The sequence below is a fragment of the Nonomuraea sp. JJY05 genome, from assembly GCF_043496855.1.
GTDB lineage: Bacteria > Actinomycetota > Actinomycetes > Streptosporangiales > Streptosporangiaceae > Nonomuraea.
Map to the genome: position 1 here is coordinate 117801 of NZ_JBIEIS010000016.1, position 17187 is coordinate 134987.

The window sequence follows — 17187 nt, forward strand, 5'->3', positions numbered from 1 at the left end:
AATGCCCTGGTGTCAACTTCGTGGACACTTGTCTCAAACAGTGAGACTCGTACGCATCAACGAGTCGACTCCGCGCGCCGCCATCGGCCGTGCGACCAGGAAACCCTGACCCTTCGTGCACCCCATCCGCTTGAGCAGATCGAGCTGCTCGGGACGCTCTATCCCCTCTGCCACCACGATAAGCCCGAGGTCGTGGCCGAGCCGCACGATCGTCCGGGTGAGCAGCGTCAGCGTGTCGTCCTTGCCCAGCCCCGACACGAACGACGGATCGATCTTGATCATGTCGACCGGGAGCTGCCGCAGGAACGCGAGCGACGCGTAACCCGTGCCGAAGTCGTCGATGGCCAGCCGCACGCCGAGCGCCCGCAGCTCCGACAGCCGCTTGATCGTCTCCTCGGCGTCCTCGACCAGCATCTCCTCGATCACCTCAAGGGTGAGCGCGGAGGCCGGCAGCCCGCTCTCGGCCAGCGCCTCCTCGACCGTCTCGACGAACCGCGGCGCGGTGATCTGGCGGGCCGAGAGGTTGAGCGACAGGCCGATGTCCCAGGCCGAGGCCCGCCAGGCGGCCACCTCGCGGCACGCCTCGCGCAGGATCCACTCCCCCAGCGGCACGATCAGCCCGGTGTCCTCGGCCGGGCCCAGGAACTGCTCCGGCGGCACGAACACCGACCCGCGCCACCACCGCACCAGCGCCTCGACCGAGGTCACCCGCGAGGTGGCGAGATCGACGATCGGCTGGTATTCGATCGCGAACTGCTGCTCGATCAGCGCCCGCTGCAGGTCGGCCGCCAGCTCCAGCCGGCGCACGACGTCGGCGTGCATCTGCGCGGCGAACACCTCCACCCGCCGCCCGCCCAGCTCTTTGGAGCGCGCCATCGCGACATCCGCGTTACGGATGAGGTCGCCCGCCGGCATGTCGTCCTCGGTGAAGGCCACGCCCACGCTCGCGGTGAGCGCCACGTCGCGGTCGGCGACGCGGAACGGCTCCTGCGAGACCGCGCGTACGAGCCGCTCGGCCAGATCGACCGCGACCTGCGCGTCGCCGCCCGTCTCCACGAGCACCGCGAACTCGTCGCCGCCCCACCGGGCGAGCGTGTCGTCGGCGCGTACGGCGCCGCGCAGCCGGCGCGCGGCCTGCCCGAGCAGGTAGTCGCCGCTGGCGTGGCCCACCGAGTCGTTGACCGAGGTGAACCCGTCGAGGTCGAGGAAGATGACCGCGACGTTGGCCGCTCCCGCGCCGGAGGTGCGCCCCGAGAGCACCTCGCGGGTGCGCTCCTCGAAGTAGGCGCGGTTGGGCAGCCCGGTGACGCCGTCGTGGAAGGTCAGGTGGGCGACCTGGTTGCGCAGCGCCTCCTCGTCGCTGACGTCCCTGGTGGTCACCAGCAGCAGCTCGTCGCCGCCGACGTGGCGGGTGGCGACCGACTCGGTGGGCCGCCACGTGCCGTCGGCCGCGCGCACCCGGCAGGCGATCAGGCAGGCGCCCGGCGCGGCGTTGTCCTCGTCGAGGTGCATGGCGCGCAGCGCGACCTGGATGCCGGGGACGTCCTCCGGGTGGATGTAGTCGAAGATCGATCCGCCGACCACGTCTTCGGGGCGGTAGCCGTACGTGACCTCGACCCCGGCGTCGATCTCGCTCACCACACCCTCGTAGTCACACAGGAACACCACGTCGCCGGTGCTCTGGGCGAGCTCCCTGAGCTGCCGCTCACCGAGCTTGACCAGGCCGCGCAGGCGCATGTTGGTCGCCGAGACGAAGAACAGGCGGACGAGCAGGAGCAGCACCACGGAGACCGCGACCACCACGACGCCGGTCACGGGCCGCTCGGCCCCGGCGCCCGCCAGGTGGGCGAGCAGCGTGCAGGCGGCCACGGCGACCAGCCCCATCGGCACCAGCGCGACCACCCCGCCGACGGCGGACCTGCCCGCCGCGCCCGGATGCGGCACCCACGGGACGGCCGCGAGCAGCAGGAACGCGACGGGCGCGAGCATGACGGTCCAGATCTGCGGGTCGCCGCCGTCGAGCCTGGCCACCCCGGCCGCCAGGCCCGCCACGGTCATGGTGGCGAGCGCGCCGACTCCTGCCAGGGCGAGCGGCCAGGAGGAGGCCCGGCTCGTCAGCACCGACGGGATCACGGCGCACGTCACCAGCAGCGCGATCATCGGCGGCAGCATGACCAACGTGAACGCCGCCGGGTCCGCCGCGTCGTCGTAGACGTGCCGCAGCGCGGCCACCCAGCCGATCAGGAAGAGCGAGGCGGCGCACAGGTAGGCGTCGGTGACATGCCGTAAAACGACCCGGGCCGGGAATCTGCGGTCGGCGGCGATCAGCGCGCCCCCCGCCGTCACCACGGTGCCGAGCAGCACGAACAGGTCGGCGAAGCTGACCAGGAAGCTCTCGGCGAACGGGCGCAGCGCCACGCCGGCGGCCCAGATGACGGCTCCGCCGCCCATCCAGCGCGCACCCAGCGCCGTCGGCCGGTGACCGGCCGACTTCGCCGAGGCGAACAGCAGCGAACCGGCCGCGATCAGCGCCGCCAGCCCGCCGGCGACAGCGCCGGTGAGCAAGGCCTGACCGCGTATGCCGAGCGCGGCGGCGAAGGCCACCGCGCCTGCCGCCGCCGCGGCGGTCAGCGGCACCCGTGGATCACGCCAGCGGATCACAGTCGTTGCCCATCCCGTCTCGAACCCTGCACCTGCGACCGCCGAAGCCCGGTCGATCACTTCGCCAGTGTGTGCGCTCGTGGGTGCGCGGGTGGTGACAACGCCGATGTCGTCACCGATCTGATAACCACACAGACCAATTTCCGCCAAGAGATCCTTGACAGCGAGTCAGGACCCCCTCGCAAAGGCAACCGTACGCACCGAAGGTCACGGACCAGCCACGTTCCGGGATCCTCTCAGTACGTGTCGGTGATGACGTTGACCAGCGGTTCGCCTGCGAGGTAGCGCAGCAGCTGGGCACGGATCAGGCGCAGCATGCGCCGCCCGGACGCGGGGGTGCTGCCCGCGACGTGCGGAGTGATCAGTACGCCCGGAGCGCTCCAGAGGGGGTGGCCCTCGGGCAGCGGCTCGGGCGCGGTCACATCCAGCGCGGCGCGTAGCCTACCGTTCTTGAGCTCCGCGATCAGTGCGTCCGTGTCGACCACGCCGCCCCTGGCGGCGTTGACCAGCACGGCGCCGTCCTTCATCCGCGCCAGGAAGGCCGCGTCGACCATGCCCGCGGTGTCGGCCGTGGCGGGCACGAGCAGCACCACGACGTCCGCCTCCGGCAGCAGGGCGGGCAGCTCGTCCATGGCGTGCACGCCGTCGCGGGCACTCCTGGCCACGCGTACGACCTCGACCTCGAAGCCCTCCAGCCGCCTCTCCAGCGCGGCGCCGATGGAGCCGTGGCCGACGATGAGCACGGTCGAGTCGGCCAGCACGTCGGTGTGGTGGTAGGTCCACTCGCCCCTGCGCTGCGCGTCCACGAAACCGGGGAACTCCCGCAGCACCGCGACCATCGCCCCGACGGCCCACTCGGCGGTCCCGGCGTCGTGCACGCCGCGGGCGTTGCACAGCACCGCGCCGTCCGGCATGTGCGGCTGGTACGGCTCCACGCCCGCGGTGACGGTCTGCACCAGCCGCAAGGAGCTCATCCTGGCCAGGGTGCCCGGCACGTCCGGCACGGTGACGAGCGGCGGGATCCAGACCTCCACCTCCTCGATTCCTTCCGGCATCGGGGCCGTGCCATCGTAAACAGCACATTCGACCCCAGGCAGGTCGGACAGGACATCAGCCACCGAATCGGACGCAACCCAGGTCTTCATGCCGAGAACCTTACGGCTCCAAGGGAAGTATGGAACACATGAGGAAGCTCTGGACGATCATGCTCATGGCCGTTCTCACCGCCTGTTCCAGCGGTCTGGCCAGCGACGGGGAGGTGACGCCGACCTCCACCGTGCCGGCCGGGGCCGGGCCGGGGGAGCCCAGGGACGTGGTGACGGGGCTGGCGGTGCCGTGGGCGATCGCGTTCCTGTCCGGAGGCGACGCGCTGGTCACCGAACGTGACACGGCCAGGCTGCTGCGCCTGACCCGGGACGGGAAGGTCACCTCGCTGGGCACGATCCCCGGGGTGAGCCCGGCCGGCGAGGGCGGGCTGATGGGGGTGGCGGCGAAGGATCAGCAAATCTTCCTTTACTACACCGCCGAACAGGACAACCGGATCGTCCGCTACCAGCTCACCGGCGACCGTCTCAGCGACGAGCGGGTCCTGGTGCGGGGCATCCCCAAGGGCGGGATCCACAACGGGGGACGGCTCGCGTTCGGACCCGACGGATTCCTGTACGCCTCCACCGGCGAGACCGGCGACGACCAGCTGGCCCAGCAGCGCGACTCGCCGGCCGGCAAGATCCTCCGCATGACCGTGGACGGGGCTCCCGCGCCCGGCAACCCGTTCGGCACGCTCGTCTACAGCTACGGCCACCGCAACGTCCAGGGGCTCGCCTGGGACGCGTCCGGCCGCCTGTACGCGTCGGAGTTCGGCCAGAACACCTACGACGAGGTGAACCTCATCAAGGTGGGAGGCAACTACGGGTGGCCGGAGGTCGAGGGGCGCAGCGACGACTCGCGCTACGTCAACCCCATCGTCACCTGGTCCACCGACGAGGCCTCGCCGTCGGGGCTGGCGTACGCGAACGGCTCGCTGTGGGTGGGGGCGCTGCGCGGGACCCTGCTGTGGCAGGTCCCGTTGGGGGCGGACGGGTCGGCGGGCACGCCCGTCGCCCACTTCACCGGCCGCTACGGCCGCCTCCGCGCCGTCACCGCGGCTCCGGACGGCACGCTGTGGGTCGGCACCAGCAACCAGGATGGCCGCGGCTCCCCACGGCCGGGCGACGACCGCATCCTCTCGGTCCCGCTCTCGTAACCGCCTCAGAGGCCCCCAGACCGGAGCACATGCCCTCGGGGTGCCCCGGTACCGGGTGGACGGGTCCCGCGCCGCTCACAACGCCATACACCGCCCGCACGTAGGCGGCCTGCCACGGCCCTGGGCCGGGCGGGCGGTGACAGGCGAAACGCCTTCCGCCCGCCGCGGGACACCGCCGCGCCCGGGGCGCGGCCTGGGGAGGGTCAGCTCGTGGTGCAGGTGGTCTGGGGCTGGGGCCGGTACTTGGTGGTCAGCTTCTTGTCCTTCTTGACCACCTTGCCGTCCTGGTGGAACACCCGGGTCACGTCGATCGTGAACCCCTGCTCCCCCACCGTCGGCAGGCACCCGGGCGCCGAGCTGCTCTCCGTCCGGAACGGCCGGAAGTCCCGCTTCTCGGAGGTCACCGCCTCCACCTCGTCGTACCGCTTAGTGCTCCACAAGGTGACCGTCACCGACGTCTCCGTGAAGGCCGTCTTGACCAGCACGCCGAAGTCGGAGTCGTTGCGCCACTTCAGGTCCGTGTCCGGATAGAGCAGCGCCACGTCCCGCCCAGGCGGATAGCGAGGGGCGTAGTAGTCCATCGGCTGGTGCTCGACCAGGTCGAACCCGCCGAAGAAGGCGGCGTTGTACATGGTCGTGGCGAACTGCGAGACCCCGCCGCCGACGATGCTCACCATCCGCCCGCCGACGATCTGTCCCGCCTCGACGTACCCGTCCTCGACGGTGCGCTCGCCCACGATCTCGTTGATCGAGAACGTCTCCCCGGGCTTCACCAGGTGCCCGTCGAGCTGCTGCGCCATGCGCTGGATGTTCTTGACCCGAGGCTGGCCGGCGTCGAACGACGTGGTGAACGCGCCCACGTTCTCCTTGATCCCGAGGTCGCGTACCTGCTCCGTCGTGACGGCGGGGGCGACGGCGCCCAGCCGGACGGGGATCGTCCGGCTGCCGCCCTCGTCGAACACCCGCTCGGCGTCCCTGGCCAGCAGCTTGTCGTTCACGCCCCGCCCCGTGCGGGCGGGCACCAGGACCGGCTTGCCGTTCACGATGTCGTACGTGGCGTCACGCGGCTGCTGGGCCGCGTCAACAAGCCGGCTCTCCAGGGCCGCCAGCACCGCCGTGGTGTCGAACTGGGGCGCGAGCCCGCCGGAGCCGTCGGAGTTGTAGGTCAGGTTGGCGGCGATCATGGCCGGGGTGATCTGCGCCTGCTTGTCGCCGACAGTCAGCGTGACGGGGGCGGAGACGGCCGTCTTCGCCTTGGCGAGGGCGATCGCGACGGCCTCGGCGGTGGTGGCGGGCTTGGCCGGCCTGAGGGTGAGCACGACGTTGCCGCCGCCCTGCAGGAAGGCGTCGCCGATCCGGCGCACGGCGTCCTCCCGGTCGAGAAGCACGCCGTCCTGGGGCTGGCGGACCTTCGGCTCCAGCCCGGAGAAGGTCACCCGGCCCTCGTGCGGCTTCTTGTCGGCCGCCTCGGCCAGGCCCTCGACGGTCCTGGACAGCTGCGAGGAGTCGAGGTTCACCTTCGGCTGGAGCTCGGTCTTGCCGGTGAGGCCCCGCCACACCTCCTGCGGGCTGGGGAACCCGCTGGGCGCCTGGCCGATCGTGCCGACCACGTCGAGTTCGAGACCGGCCTCGTCGGCCTGGATGGTCTCCTTACGGCCGGCGATGTCGACCACGACCGGCCGGCTCAGCCGGTTGGCGAGCTCGTTGCGGAGCTTGTCGGCCGCCTGGGTGACGGTCAGCCCGCCGATGTCGACGCCCGAGACATGGGTGCCGCGCAGGACGGAGCCCGACATGAGCACGGCGGGCACCACGTACGCCAGCGCCGCCAGCACCACGATGAACACCAGCAGCGCCGGCAGGAGGCGGCGCTTGCGAGGAGGCTCGGGCTCGTACGGGCTCTGCCGCTCCGAGGGGGCGCCGAACACGGGCGCGGGCGGGGTCGGCGGTTCCTTGCCGTTCACCGGCCATGGCTGCGCCGGCGGCGCCACAGGGGGCAGCGCGCCGCCCGAGGGACCGCCCGGGGCGCTCGGGCCTTGGGCCGGCCGGGGGTCCTGCCTGTCCGTGGGGCCGAAGATGTCCCGGGAGACGCCCGGGGGCAGCCCTTCGATCCGCGGCTTCTTGGAGACGCCCGACGTGGGTAATGGCACCGAGGCGAACGGGTCGGTCGGTGATTCGATCGGTCCGGCGTTACGCACGCCTCAATCTCCTCCCGGTCCGCAGCCAAGTCTCAGGCAACAGTAAGGCACGCGGATCCGCATATGTCACGGGAAATGGCTACGGAAGTGTGTCAACCTAGCCACCGGTAGCGATGTTCCGGTCGGCCGGCGGTGCCGTAACGGGGCCGGAACTCGGCCTGTCCGGCCACGCACAGGTATTCGAGATAGCGGCGGACGCTCACCCTCGACAGGCCCGTGAGCTCGGCCGTCTCGGCCGCCGACAGGTCTCGGCCCGCCTCCCGCAGGGTCTCCGCGACCAGCTCGCACGTGGCCGCAGACAGCCCCTTCGGCATGGGGGCGGAAGTCTTGGGGCTCCCGAAGAGCCGGTCCACGTCGTCCTGCCGCGCCTCGGGGCCGATGGCGGTCAGGCGCCTGCGGGTGTCGGCGTACTGCTGGAGCCGGTCGGTCAGCGAGGCGGCGGTGAAGGGCTTGATGAGGTAGTTGACGGCGCCGCCGCGCATGGCCTCCCTGACCGTGGGCACGTCGCGGGCGGCGCTGATCATGAGAACGTCCACGTCGTGGAGCTGTTTGAGCACCTCAAGTCCCGACATGTCGGGCAAGTAGATGTCGAGCAGCACGAGATCCGGCCGGAGCTCGGCCGCCGCGGCGAGCGCGTCGGCCCCGCTGTGCGCGACCGAAACGACCCGGAAGCCGGGTACGCGCGCCACGTAGCCGCTGTGGATGCGGGCGACCATGAAGTCGTCGTCCACCACCAGCACCCGAATCTCACTCATGACCGCACCTCCGCCGCGGGTCCCGGCACGCGCCCCTTTGCCGCGGGTCCCGGCACGCGCCCCTTTGCCGCGGGTCCCGGCACTGGATCACGTGCGGGCCTTCGCCGGGAGCAGGGCCGTGAAGACCGCGCCGCCCGAGTTCCGTACCCGTACCCAGCCGCCCCGGCGCAGACACGCCTGCCGGGTCAGCGCCAGCCCGAGCCCGCGCGGCCCCGACTGGGCGGCCTTGGTGGTGAACCCCTCCCTGAACACCTCTTCCACCAGGTCGGGCGCGATGCCCGGCCCGGAGTCGCCCACCCGTACGCGCAGCCCGTCGGCGTCGGCCTGCACCGACACCTCGATCGTGCCCTCGGCGCCGTCGAGCGCGTCGATGGCGTTGGCGACCAGGTTGCCGACCACGAGGACCGCGTCCTGCGGGTCGCCGAGCAGGCCCTCGGGCACGTCCGAGTCCTCCGACAGCACGATCCGGGCGCCCCGCTCGGCCGCCTCGGCGGACTTGGCCAGCAGCAGGGCGGCCAGGGTGGGGTCCTGGACGCGTTCGCGCAGGTCGGTGGCGTAGGTGCCGCGGGTGGTGCGGGTGATGAAGTTGACGGCCGCCTCGTGCTCGCCCAGCTCCAGCAGGCCGACGATGGTGTGCATGCGGTTGGCGAACTCGTGCGCCTGCGCCCGCAGCGCGTCCGTCGCGCTGCTGGTGTCGTGGAGCTCGCGGGCCAGCCGGGTCAGCTCGGTGCGGTCGCGCAGGGTGACGACCCAGCCGCGGTGCTGGCCGCGTACCGAGACCGGGGTGCGGTTGAGCACCAGCACGCGCTCCCCGTGCAGCACGACGCGGTCCTCGCCCGGGTCGGCGCCCCCGAGCACGTCGCGCATGCGCTCGGAGACCGGCATCTGTGTCAGGTCCTCGCCGACGTTGCCCAGGAGCTCGCGGGCGGCGTCGTTGACCAGCGTGACGCGGCCGTTGAGGTCGAGCGCGAGCACGCCCTCCTTGACGCCGTGCAGCACGCCCTCGCGCTGCTCCAGCAGCGCGGCGATCTCGCGCGGCTCCAGCCCGAACGTCTGCCTGCGCACCCGCGCGGTGATCACCGCGGCCAGCGTGAGGCCCGCCAGCAGCACGGCCAGCGCCGTCCACACCAGCGGCGGAAGCGCGGCCCCGAGCTGGCCGACGACCGTGGTCTCCAGCACGCCGACCGAGACCAGGCCGATCACGCCGCCGTACTCGTCGCGGATGGGGGCCTTGCCCCTGACCGTGGTGCCGATCGTGCCGGTCTCGGTGCCGACCCAGCTCCTGCCCGTCTTGAGCACGGTGGTGCCGTCGGTGGACAGCTGCTTGCCGATCAGCAGGGCGTTGGGATGGGCGTAGCGCTTCTGCTCGGCGTTGGCGATCACGACGTAGTCGGCGCCGGTCTCGTGCTGCACGCTCATGGACAGCGGCTGCAGGACCGACTCCGGATTCTTCAGCTTGAACGCTTCCCTGACCTGTGGGAGCCCTGCCACGGACTGCGCGATGGCCAGCGCCCGCTGCTGGTGCAGCGAGTCGAGCTGGTCGCGCGTGTGCTCGGCCCACACCCCTGCGGTGCCCCCGACGGCGAGGATCACGATCACCATCTGGAGCACGAACAGCTGGGTGCCGAGGGAGGCGTCACGGACCCTGCGATGGATCCGCAGCGAAGCGAGGACATCCATCGCAGGCCGCCGAGCGGGGCTCGGCCAAACAGCACGCACCCTGCACATGGAAACAAACGCAGGTCACGGCCAGGTTGCGACCAATACGACCACTAAGACGGCAAGCGTGCAAAGCCTCGACGTGGGCGGGCCGGGGCTTCACGATCCCAGTTTTACAACCGTGAAACACCCCCTGGAGTGATCATGCGCTTGCGCGTATTCGCCGCCCTCGCGGCATTCTCCCTCGCCGCGCTGACCGGCTGCGGCGAGTCAGGCACCGGCACGTCCGCCAGCGGCTCCTTGCGGATCATGGCTCCGGCCTCCCCCGGCGGCGGCTGGGACCAGACCTCCCGCATCGCGGAGCAGGCGATCAAGGCCGCCGACTCCAAGCGGAAGGTCGAGGTGTACAACGTGCCCGGCGCGGGCGGCACCATCGGCCTGGCGCAGCTCGCGGGCGAGAAGGGCAACGGCAACCTGCTGATGACCATGGGCCTGGTCATGGTGGGCGCCATCGAGCAGAACAAGTCCAAGGTCACCCTGGCCGAGACCACTCCGATCGCCAAGCTGACCGAGGAGTACGAGATCGTCGTCGTCCCGGCCGCGTCCCCGTACAAGTCGCTCGCCGACATGGTGGCGGCCTGGAAGGCCGACCCGAAGAAGGTGTCGATCTCCGGCGGGTCCGCCGGCGGCACCGACCACATCGTGGCCGGCCTGATGGCCAAGGCCGCGGGCGTCGACCCCAAGCAGGTCAACTACATCGCCCACTCCGGCGGCGGCGAGGCGCTCAACGAGCTGCTCGGCAACAAGGTCAGCGCGGGCATCTCCGGCGTGGCCGAGTTCGCGGAGCACGTCAAGTCCGGCAAGCTGCGCGCCCTCGGCGTGACCTCCGCCGAGCGGATCCCCGGCCTGGACGCGCCCACGCTGAAGGAGGGCGGCCTGGACGTCTCGCTGGCCAACTGGCGCGGCTTCGTCGCCCCCGGCGGCCTGTCCGACGCCGACAAGAAGGCGCTGACCGACCTGGTCACCAAGATGCACGACTCGCAGCCGTGGAAGGACGCGGTGACCAAGAACGGCTGGATCGACTCGTTCCAGACCGGGCAGCAGTTCACCGACTTCCTGAACTCCGAGCAGACCCGGGTCAAGGGCATCATCGCCGAGATGGGGCTCGTTTCCTGATGGCTCGCTGGTGGCGGCCCGAGCTCGGGCTGGCGGTCGTGGTGCTGGGCCTGGGCGTGCTCGTCGTGATCGGGACGCTGGACGTCTCCGCGGCGGCCTCCCAGCTCGGCATCGGGCCCCGATTCTTCCCCATGCTGGTAGGCGGCGCCATGGTGCTCATCGGCCTGTTCTACGTGGTCGACGTCATCCGCGGCGGCCACGGCGACCCCGAGGAGAGCGAGGACGTGGACGTGGACGCGCCCACGGACTGGCGCAGCGTCGGGCTGGTCAGCGGGATCTTCCTGGCGTTCACGGCGCTCCTCAACGTGCTCGGCTGGATCATCGGCGCGAGCCTGCTGTTCTTCGGGCTGTCGCTGGCGCTCGGGGCCGAGCACAAGGGGCGCTCGGCCGTGATCTCGGTGGTCGTGGGGCTCGCCACGTACCTGCTGTTCGTCAAGGGCCTCGGCGTGGCGCTGCCGGGCGGGCTGCTGGCGGGGGTGATCTAGGTGGAGTCGTTCCAGCTGCTGATCGACGGCTTCGCCGCCGCGCTCACCCCGGTCAACCTCCTGTACGCGCTCGTCGGCGTCACGCTCGGCACCCTGGTCGGCGTGCTGCCCGGCATCGGGCCCGCGATGACCGTGGCGCTGCTCCTGCCGATCACGTTCACGGTGCCGCCGGCCAGCGCGTTCATCATGTTCGCGGGCATCTACTACGGCGGCATGTACGGCGGTTCGACCACCTCCATCCTGCTCAACACGCCCGGCGAGTCCTCGTCGATGATCACGGCGCTGGAGGGCAACAAGATGGCCCGGCGCGGCCGGGCGGCGCAGGCGCTGGCCACGGCGGCCATCGGCTCGTTCGTGGCCGGGACGATCGCGACGGCGCTGCTGGTCGTGGCCGCGCCCGCCGTGGTGAGCTTCGCGATCTCGTTCGGCCCGGAGGACTACTTCGCGCTGGCGATCCTCGCCTTCACCGCCGTGTCGTCCGTGCTGTCCCGCTCGGTCGTGCGCGGCCTGGCCTCCCTGGGCCTCGGCCTGGTGATCGGGCTGGTCGGCATCGACCAGCAGACCGGCCAGGCCCGGCTCACCATGGGCATCCCGCAGCTGCTCGACGGCATCGACGTCGTGATCGTCGCGGTCGGGCTCTTCGCGCTCGGCGAGGCCCTCTACGTGGCCTCGCGGCTGCGCCACGCGGCGCCCGAGGTGGTGCCCGTCGGACGGGCGTGGATGGGGCGCGCGGACTGGCGGCGCTCGTGGTTCCCGTGGCTGCGCGGCACGGCGCTGGGTTTCCCGTTCGGCGCGCTGCCCGGCGGCGGGGCGGAGATCCCCACCTTCCTGTCGTACGCGGCCGAGAAGCGGCTGGCGCGCGGGGAGGCCCGCGAGGAGTTCGGCAAGGGGGCCATCGAGGGTGTGGCCGGGCCCGAGGCGGCCAACAACGCCTCCGCGGCGGGCACCCTGGTCCCGCTGCTCACGCTGGGCCTGCCCACGTCCGCGACGGCCGCGATCCTGCTGGCCGCCTTCCAGCAGTACGGGCTCCAGCCCGGGCCGCAGCTGTTCGACCACAACCCGGCGCTGGTGTGGGGCATGATCGCGTCGCTGTTCATCGGCAACACGATGCTGCTGGTGCTGAACCTGCCCCTCGCGCCCCTGTGGGCCCGCGTCCTGCGGATCCCCCGCCCGTACCTGTACGCCGGGATCGTCCTGTTCGCCGCCCTCGGCGTCTACGCCCTGAACGGCACCGTCGTGGACCTCGTGGTCCTGTACGTCCTGGGCCTCCTGGGCTACGCCATGCGCCGCTTCGGCCTGCCGGTCGCCCCCGCGGTGATCGGCATGATCCTGGGCCCGATGGCGGAGATCCAGCTCCGCCGCGCCCTGGCGATCGGCGCGGGCGACGTGACGGTCCTGGTGCGCAGCCCGGTCGCCGTGGTGCTGCTGGTCCTGGCCGCCCTGGCGCTGCTCACGCCGGTGTTCAGGACGCTGTCGGCCCGGCGGCGGGAGGTCACGCCGGTCGATTGACGGGCTCACGAGCTGGTTCCGCCGGTGCGACCGGGTCGGCGGAACCGCTCGCTGCCCGCCGCGCGAAAGACCGGGGCGCGATCGCCAGCCCGGCCAGCGCCATGACCAGCGTGGCCGCGTACACCGTCCAGTAGCCCGAGTGGGCCGCCGTGAACAGCGCGCCGGTGACGGCCACCGCCACCACCGAGAACACCGACTCGCCCACCTGCAGCGCCGAGCTGTTCCTGCCCTGCTCGCCGGCCGCCGACAGCTCCAGCGTCAGCACCGACAGCGTCGGGTAGAGCAGGCCGATCCCGAAGCCCGTGATGATCCACGCCGGGTAGGCCAGCGCCACCGGCACCGCCGTGAACGTCACCGTGCCCATGAGCAGGATGCCCAGCGCCATCATGGCCGAGCCCAGCCGCAGGTTCGTCACCTGCCTGAAGGTCTCGCGGCCCTGCAGCCACGAGGCGAACGACCAGGTCAGCGAGCCTCCCATGAGCACGAGGCCGGCCGCCAGCGTCGACAGGCCGCGCGCTTGGATCAGCATGAGCGGCACGATCACCTCGGCGGCGAAGAAGGCGCCGGAGGCCAGGCCGCGCAGCCCCACCACGGACGGCAGCCCGCGGGCGGCGCGGAGCGTACCGGCGGGAAGCAGCCTGGGCAGCGCCACGAGCAGCACCGCCAGGCCCGCGATCAGCAGCACGATCCGGCCGTCGCTGCCGTACTGCATGAGCCCGGCGCCCACGGCCGTCACGACCGCCCAGCCGACCTTCCCCAGCAGGCCGGGCTCGGACTCGCTCTGCCCGCCGGCCAGCGGCTGGCCCGCCAGCCCGCGCAGCAGCACCAGGCCGCCCGCCACGGTCAGGATCGGCACCAGCAGGAACACCCAGCGCCATCCGAGCGTCTCTGTGACCACGCCCACGATCGCCGGCCCCGCCATCGAGGGCACCACCCACGCGGTCGCGAAAAGGGAGAAGATCCGCGGATGCAGCTCCTCGGGATAGACCCGGGCCACCACCACATAGAGCGCCACGCTGACCAGCGCGCCGCCGAACCCCTGCAGGAACCGGCCCGCGATCAGCACCTCCATGCTCGGCGCCAGCCCCGCCACCGTCAGCCCGCCGACGAACCCCGCCACCCCGGTCCACAGAGGCGCCAGGGGACCGCGTACGTCCGCCCACCGTCCCCCGAGCACGGTGCCCACCACGCTGGCGGCCATCGCCCCGCTGAAGGCCAGACCGTAGAGCTCCAGCCCGCCGAGCTCCTTGGCCACGACCGGCATGGCGATCGCGACCGCCATGTACTCGAAGGCCACCAGCGACACCATCGCCACCAGGCCCGCCGTCAATGCTTTTCTCTTCATGCTGCGAACGCTACGGAGACCCGCCTCCCGGCGCCTCCAGCGCCGGTCCTAGCCGGCCCCCGCAATTGGGCCTAGGACCCCCCACACCAAGAAGGGCCCCGCCGTCGGAACGGCGAGGCCCTCAGTGGTTTGCCCGGTTACTCCTCGGCGGTCTGCCCGCGCTATTCGGAGACGCCCAGCTTCTCCAGGATCAGCTGGCGGGCGCGGGCCGCGTCGGCCTTGCCCCTGCTGGCCTTCATGACGCCGCCCACCAGGGCGCCGGCCGCGGCGATCTTGCCGGACCTGACCTTCTCGGCCGCGTCGGCGTTGCCGGCCAGCACCTGGTCGATGATGGCCAGCAGCTCGCCCTCGTCGCTGACGATCTGCAGGCTGCGCTTCTCGACCACCTCGTCCGGCGTGCCCTCACCGGCCAGCACGCCTTCGAGCACCTCGCGCGCCAGCTTGTCGTTGAGCGCGCCGGAGGCCACCAGCTCGGTCACCCTGGCGATCTGCGCCGGGGTGATGGGCAGGTCTGCCAGCGCGGTGCCGCTCTCGTTGGCACGCCTGGCCAGCTCGCCCATCCACCACTTGCGCGCGTCCGCCGCCGGGGCGCCCGCCGCGACCGTGGCCTCGACCAGGTCGATCGCGTCGGCGTTGTGCATGGCCTGCATGTCGAGGTCGGACAGCCCCCACTCGGCCTGCAGCCGCTTGCGCTTGACCGACGGCAGCTCGGGCAGGGCCGCCTTCAGCTCCGCCACCCAGGCGGTGTCGGGCGCGATCGGCACCAGGTCGGGCTCGGGGAAGTAGCGGTAGTCCTGCGCCTCCTCCTTGGACCGGCCCGACGTGGTGGTGCCGGTGTCCTCGTGGAAGTGGCGGGTCTCCTGAATGATCTTCCCGCCGTCGGCCAGGATGGCCGCCTGACGCTCGATCTCGCTCCGCACGGCCCGCTCGACGCTGCGCAGGGAGTTGACGTTCTTGGTCTCCGTACGGGTGCCCCACTCCTCGGAGCCGCGCGGCATGAGCGAGACGTTGACGTCGCACCGCAGCGAGCCCTCCTCCATGCGCACGTCGGAGACGCCGAGGGAGCGCATGATCTCGCGCAGCTCGGTGACGTACGCCTTGGCCACCTCCGGCGCGAGCCGGTCGGTGCCCGGGATGGGCTTGGTCACGATCTCGACCAGCGGGATGCCGGCGCGGTTGTAGTCGACGATCGAGTAGTCGGCCCCGTGGATGCGCCCGGTCGCGCCGCCCACGTGGGTGGACTTGCCGGTGTCCTCCTCCAGGTGCACCCGCTCGATCCCGATCCGCACGGTCTGCCCCTCGACCTCGACGTCGAGGTAGCCGTCGAAGCAGAGCGGCTCGTCGTACTGCGAGATCTGGTAGTTCTTCGGCATGTCCGGATAGAAGTAGTTCTTCCGGGCGAAGCGGCACCACTCGGCGATCGAGCAGTTCAGCGCCAGGCCGATGCGGATGGTCGACTCGATGGCCGCGGCGTTGGCCACCGGCAGCGACCCGGGGAGCGCCAGGCAGGTCGGGCAGACCTGCGTGTTGGGCGGGGCGCCGAAGGCGGTCTTGCAGCCGCAGAACATCTTCGACTTCGTGCCCAGCTCGACGTGCGTCTCCAGGCCCAGCACCGGCTCGAACCGGTCGAGCGCTTCGTCATAGACCATGGTCATAGCGACGGGGCCTCCTTCAGCAGCGGGCCGCCCCAGCGGCTCTCCAGGGCCTTCTCGACGGCCGCACCGACGCGGTAGCAGCGGTCGTCGGCCAGGACCGGCGCCATGATCTGCAGGCCGACCGGCAGGTTGTCCTCGTCGGCCAGGCCGACCGGCACCGACATGGCCGCGTTGCCCGCCAGGTTGGACGGGATGGTGCACAGGTCGGCGAGGTACATCGAGATCGGGTCGTCGGCGCGCTCGCCGATCCCGAACGCCGTGGTCGGCGTGGTCGGCGACACCAGCACGTCGACCTGCTGGTAGGCGGCCTCGAACTCGCGGGAGATGACCGTGCGCACCTTCTGCGCCTGGCCGTAGTAGGCGTCGTAGTAGCCGCTCGACAGCGCGTACGTGCCGAGCATGATGCGCCGCTTGACCTCGGCGCCGAACCCGGCGGCCCTGGTCAGCGCCATGACCTCCTCGGCGCTGCGGGTGCCGTCGTCGCCGACGCGCAGGCCGTAGCGCATGGCGTCGAAGCGCGCCAGGTTGGACGAGCACTCCGACGGCGCGATCAGGTAATAAGCGGGCAGCGCGGTCGTGAACGACGGGCACGAGACCTCGACGACCTTGGCCCCGAGCGACTCCAGGAGCTGGACGGCCTCGTGGTAGCGGGCCAGCACGCCGGGCTGGTAGCCCTCGCCGGCGAACTCCTTGACGACGCCGATCCGCATGCCGGCGACGTCGGCGTGCTTCGCGGCCTCGACCACGCTCGGCACGGGCGCGTCGATCGAGGTGGAGTCCATCGGGTCGTGCCCGGAGAACGCCTCGTGCAGCAGCGCCGCGTCGAGCACGTTGCGGGCGAACGGGCCCGGCGTGTCGAGCGAGCTGGCGAACGCGATGATCCCGTAACGGGACGAGCCACCGTAAGTGGGCTTCATGCCCACGATGCCGGTCACCGCGGCCGGCTGCCGGATGGAGCCGCCCGTGTCGGTGCCCGTGGACAGCGGGGCCTCGTACGCGGCCACGGCGGCGCTGGAGCCGCCCGACGAGCCGCCCGGCACCTTCGTCAGGTCCCACGGGTTGCGGGTGACCTGGTACGCCGAGTTTTCCGTGGAGGAGCCCATGGCGAACTCGTCCAGGTTGGTCTTGCCCAGGAAGACCAGCCCGGCCTCGCGCAGCCGCGCGGTGACGGTCGCGTCGTACGGCGGGCGCCAGCCCTCGAGGATCTTGGACGCGGCCGTGGTCGGCATGTCGCGCGTGGTGAAGATGTCCTTGTGCGCGATCGGCACGCCGGCCAGCGGGCCGAGCTTCTCGCCCGCCCTCAGCCTGGCGTCGACGGCGCGCGCCTGCTCCAGCGTCGTCTCGCGATCGACGTGGAGGAACGCCTGGACCTTGGGCTCGACCTCGGCCATGCGGTCGAGATGCGCCTCGGCCACCTCGACGGCCGACACCTCGCCACCGGCGATCATGGATCCCAGCTCGGCGGCGGTCTTTCTGATCAGACTCATGCGCCCTCCTTCGTCGGG

Annotated in this window: 12 protein-coding genes; 4 read left to right on the plus strand and 8 right to left on the minus strand. The window is 71.6% G+C overall.

Features of this window, described 5'->3' with window-relative positions:
* Positions 1-33 precede the first annotated feature (33 nt).
* Together ACFKCF_RS26060 and ACFKCF_RS26065 are read right to left on the minus strand one after the other, a co-directional pair.
* The gene (locus ACFKCF_RS26060; protein ID WP_394497474.1) at positions 34-2661 is read right to left on the minus strand and encodes a putative bifunctional diguanylate cyclase/phosphodiesterase; all 2628 of its coding nucleotides are present in this window, start codon (positions 2659-2661) and stop codon (positions 34-36) included.
* A 236-nt stretch (positions 2662-2897) separates the two neighbouring features.
* Positions 2898-3716 carry a 2-hydroxyacid dehydrogenase gene (locus ACFKCF_RS26065; protein WP_394497475.1) on the minus strand — a complete coding sequence of 273 codons (819 nt, stop codon included), beginning with the start codon at positions 3714-3716 and terminating at the stop codon, positions 2898-2900.
* A 128-nt stretch (positions 3717-3844) separates the two neighbouring features.
* On the opposite strand from ACFKCF_RS26065, the gene ACFKCF_RS26070 reads away from it, so the two are divergent.
* On the plus strand, positions 3845-4903 hold the full coding sequence (locus tag ACFKCF_RS26070; RefSeq protein ID WP_394497477.1) for a PQQ-dependent sugar dehydrogenase: 1059 nt from the start codon (positions 3845-3847) through the stop codon (positions 4901-4903).
* A 203-nt stretch (positions 4904-5106) separates the two neighbouring features.
* On the opposite strand, the gene ACFKCF_RS26075 is transcribed toward ACFKCF_RS26070, so the two are convergent.
* From ACFKCF_RS26075 to ACFKCF_RS26085, 3 genes are all read right to left on the minus strand, one after another.
* Positions 5107-7098, minus strand: coding sequence for a VanW family protein (locus tag ACFKCF_RS26075; protein WP_394497479.1), 1992 nt, complete (start codon positions 7096-7098; stop codon positions 5107-5109).
* 92 nt (positions 7099-7190) lie between these two features.
* Positions 7191-7853, minus strand: coding sequence for a response regulator (locus ACFKCF_RS26080; protein ID WP_394497481.1), 663 nt, complete (start codon positions 7851-7853; stop codon positions 7191-7193).
* 87 nt (positions 7854-7940) lie between these two features.
* Entirely contained in the window at positions 7941-9533 is a 1593-nt protein-coding gene (locus ACFKCF_RS26085; RefSeq protein WP_394497482.1) for an ATP-binding protein, read from the minus strand.
* 183 nt (positions 9534-9716) lie between these two features.
* Here ACFKCF_RS26085 and ACFKCF_RS26090 point away from each other — a divergent pair, with 183 nt between their 5' ends.
* Genes ACFKCF_RS26090 through ACFKCF_RS26100 form a run of 3 tightly spaced genes read left to right on the plus strand, consistent with a single transcriptional unit; the run spans position 9717 to position 12682 of the window.
* Positions 9717-10688: a tripartite tricarboxylate transporter substrate binding protein gene (locus tag ACFKCF_RS26090; RefSeq protein WP_394497484.1), complete on the plus strand. Its 972-nt coding sequence runs from the start codon at positions 9717-9719 to the stop codon at positions 10686-10688.
* Positions 10688-11173, plus strand: a complete 486-nt coding sequence (locus ACFKCF_RS26095; RefSeq protein ID WP_394497486.1) for a tripartite tricarboxylate transporter TctB family protein — start codon at positions 10688-10690, stop codon at positions 11171-11173. Before ACFKCF_RS26090 ends, ACFKCF_RS26095 begins: the two co-directional genes overlap by 1 nt.
* The gene (locus ACFKCF_RS26100; protein WP_394497487.1) at positions 11174-12682 is read left to right on the plus strand and encodes a tripartite tricarboxylate transporter permease; all 1509 of its coding nucleotides are present in this window, start codon (positions 11174-11176) and stop codon (positions 12680-12682) included.
* Here ACFKCF_RS26100 and ACFKCF_RS26105 read toward each other — a convergent pair.
* The 3 genes from ACFKCF_RS26105 to gatA form a co-directional block, all read right to left on the minus strand.
* A complete protein-coding gene (locus ACFKCF_RS26105; RefSeq protein WP_394497489.1) occupies positions 12666-14027 on the minus strand; it encodes an MFS transporter in 1362 nt (453 codons plus the stop codon). The two genes, ACFKCF_RS26100 and ACFKCF_RS26105, sit on opposite strands and share 17 nt — an antisense overlap.
* Before the next feature lie 161 nt (positions 14028-14188).
* On the minus strand, positions 14189-15676 hold the full coding sequence (gatB, locus tag ACFKCF_RS26110) for an Asp-tRNA(Asn)/Glu-tRNA(Gln) amidotransferase subunit GatB (RefSeq protein WP_394497643.1): 1488 nt from the start codon (positions 15674-15676) through the stop codon (positions 14189-14191).
* A 2-nt stretch (positions 15677-15678) separates the two neighbouring features.
* Positions 15679-17169: an Asp-tRNA(Asn)/Glu-tRNA(Gln) amidotransferase subunit GatA gene (gene gatA / locus ACFKCF_RS26115; protein ID WP_394497491.1), complete on the minus strand. Its 1491-nt coding sequence runs from the start codon at positions 17167-17169 to the stop codon at positions 15679-15681.
* Positions 17170-17187 lie beyond the last annotated feature (18 nt).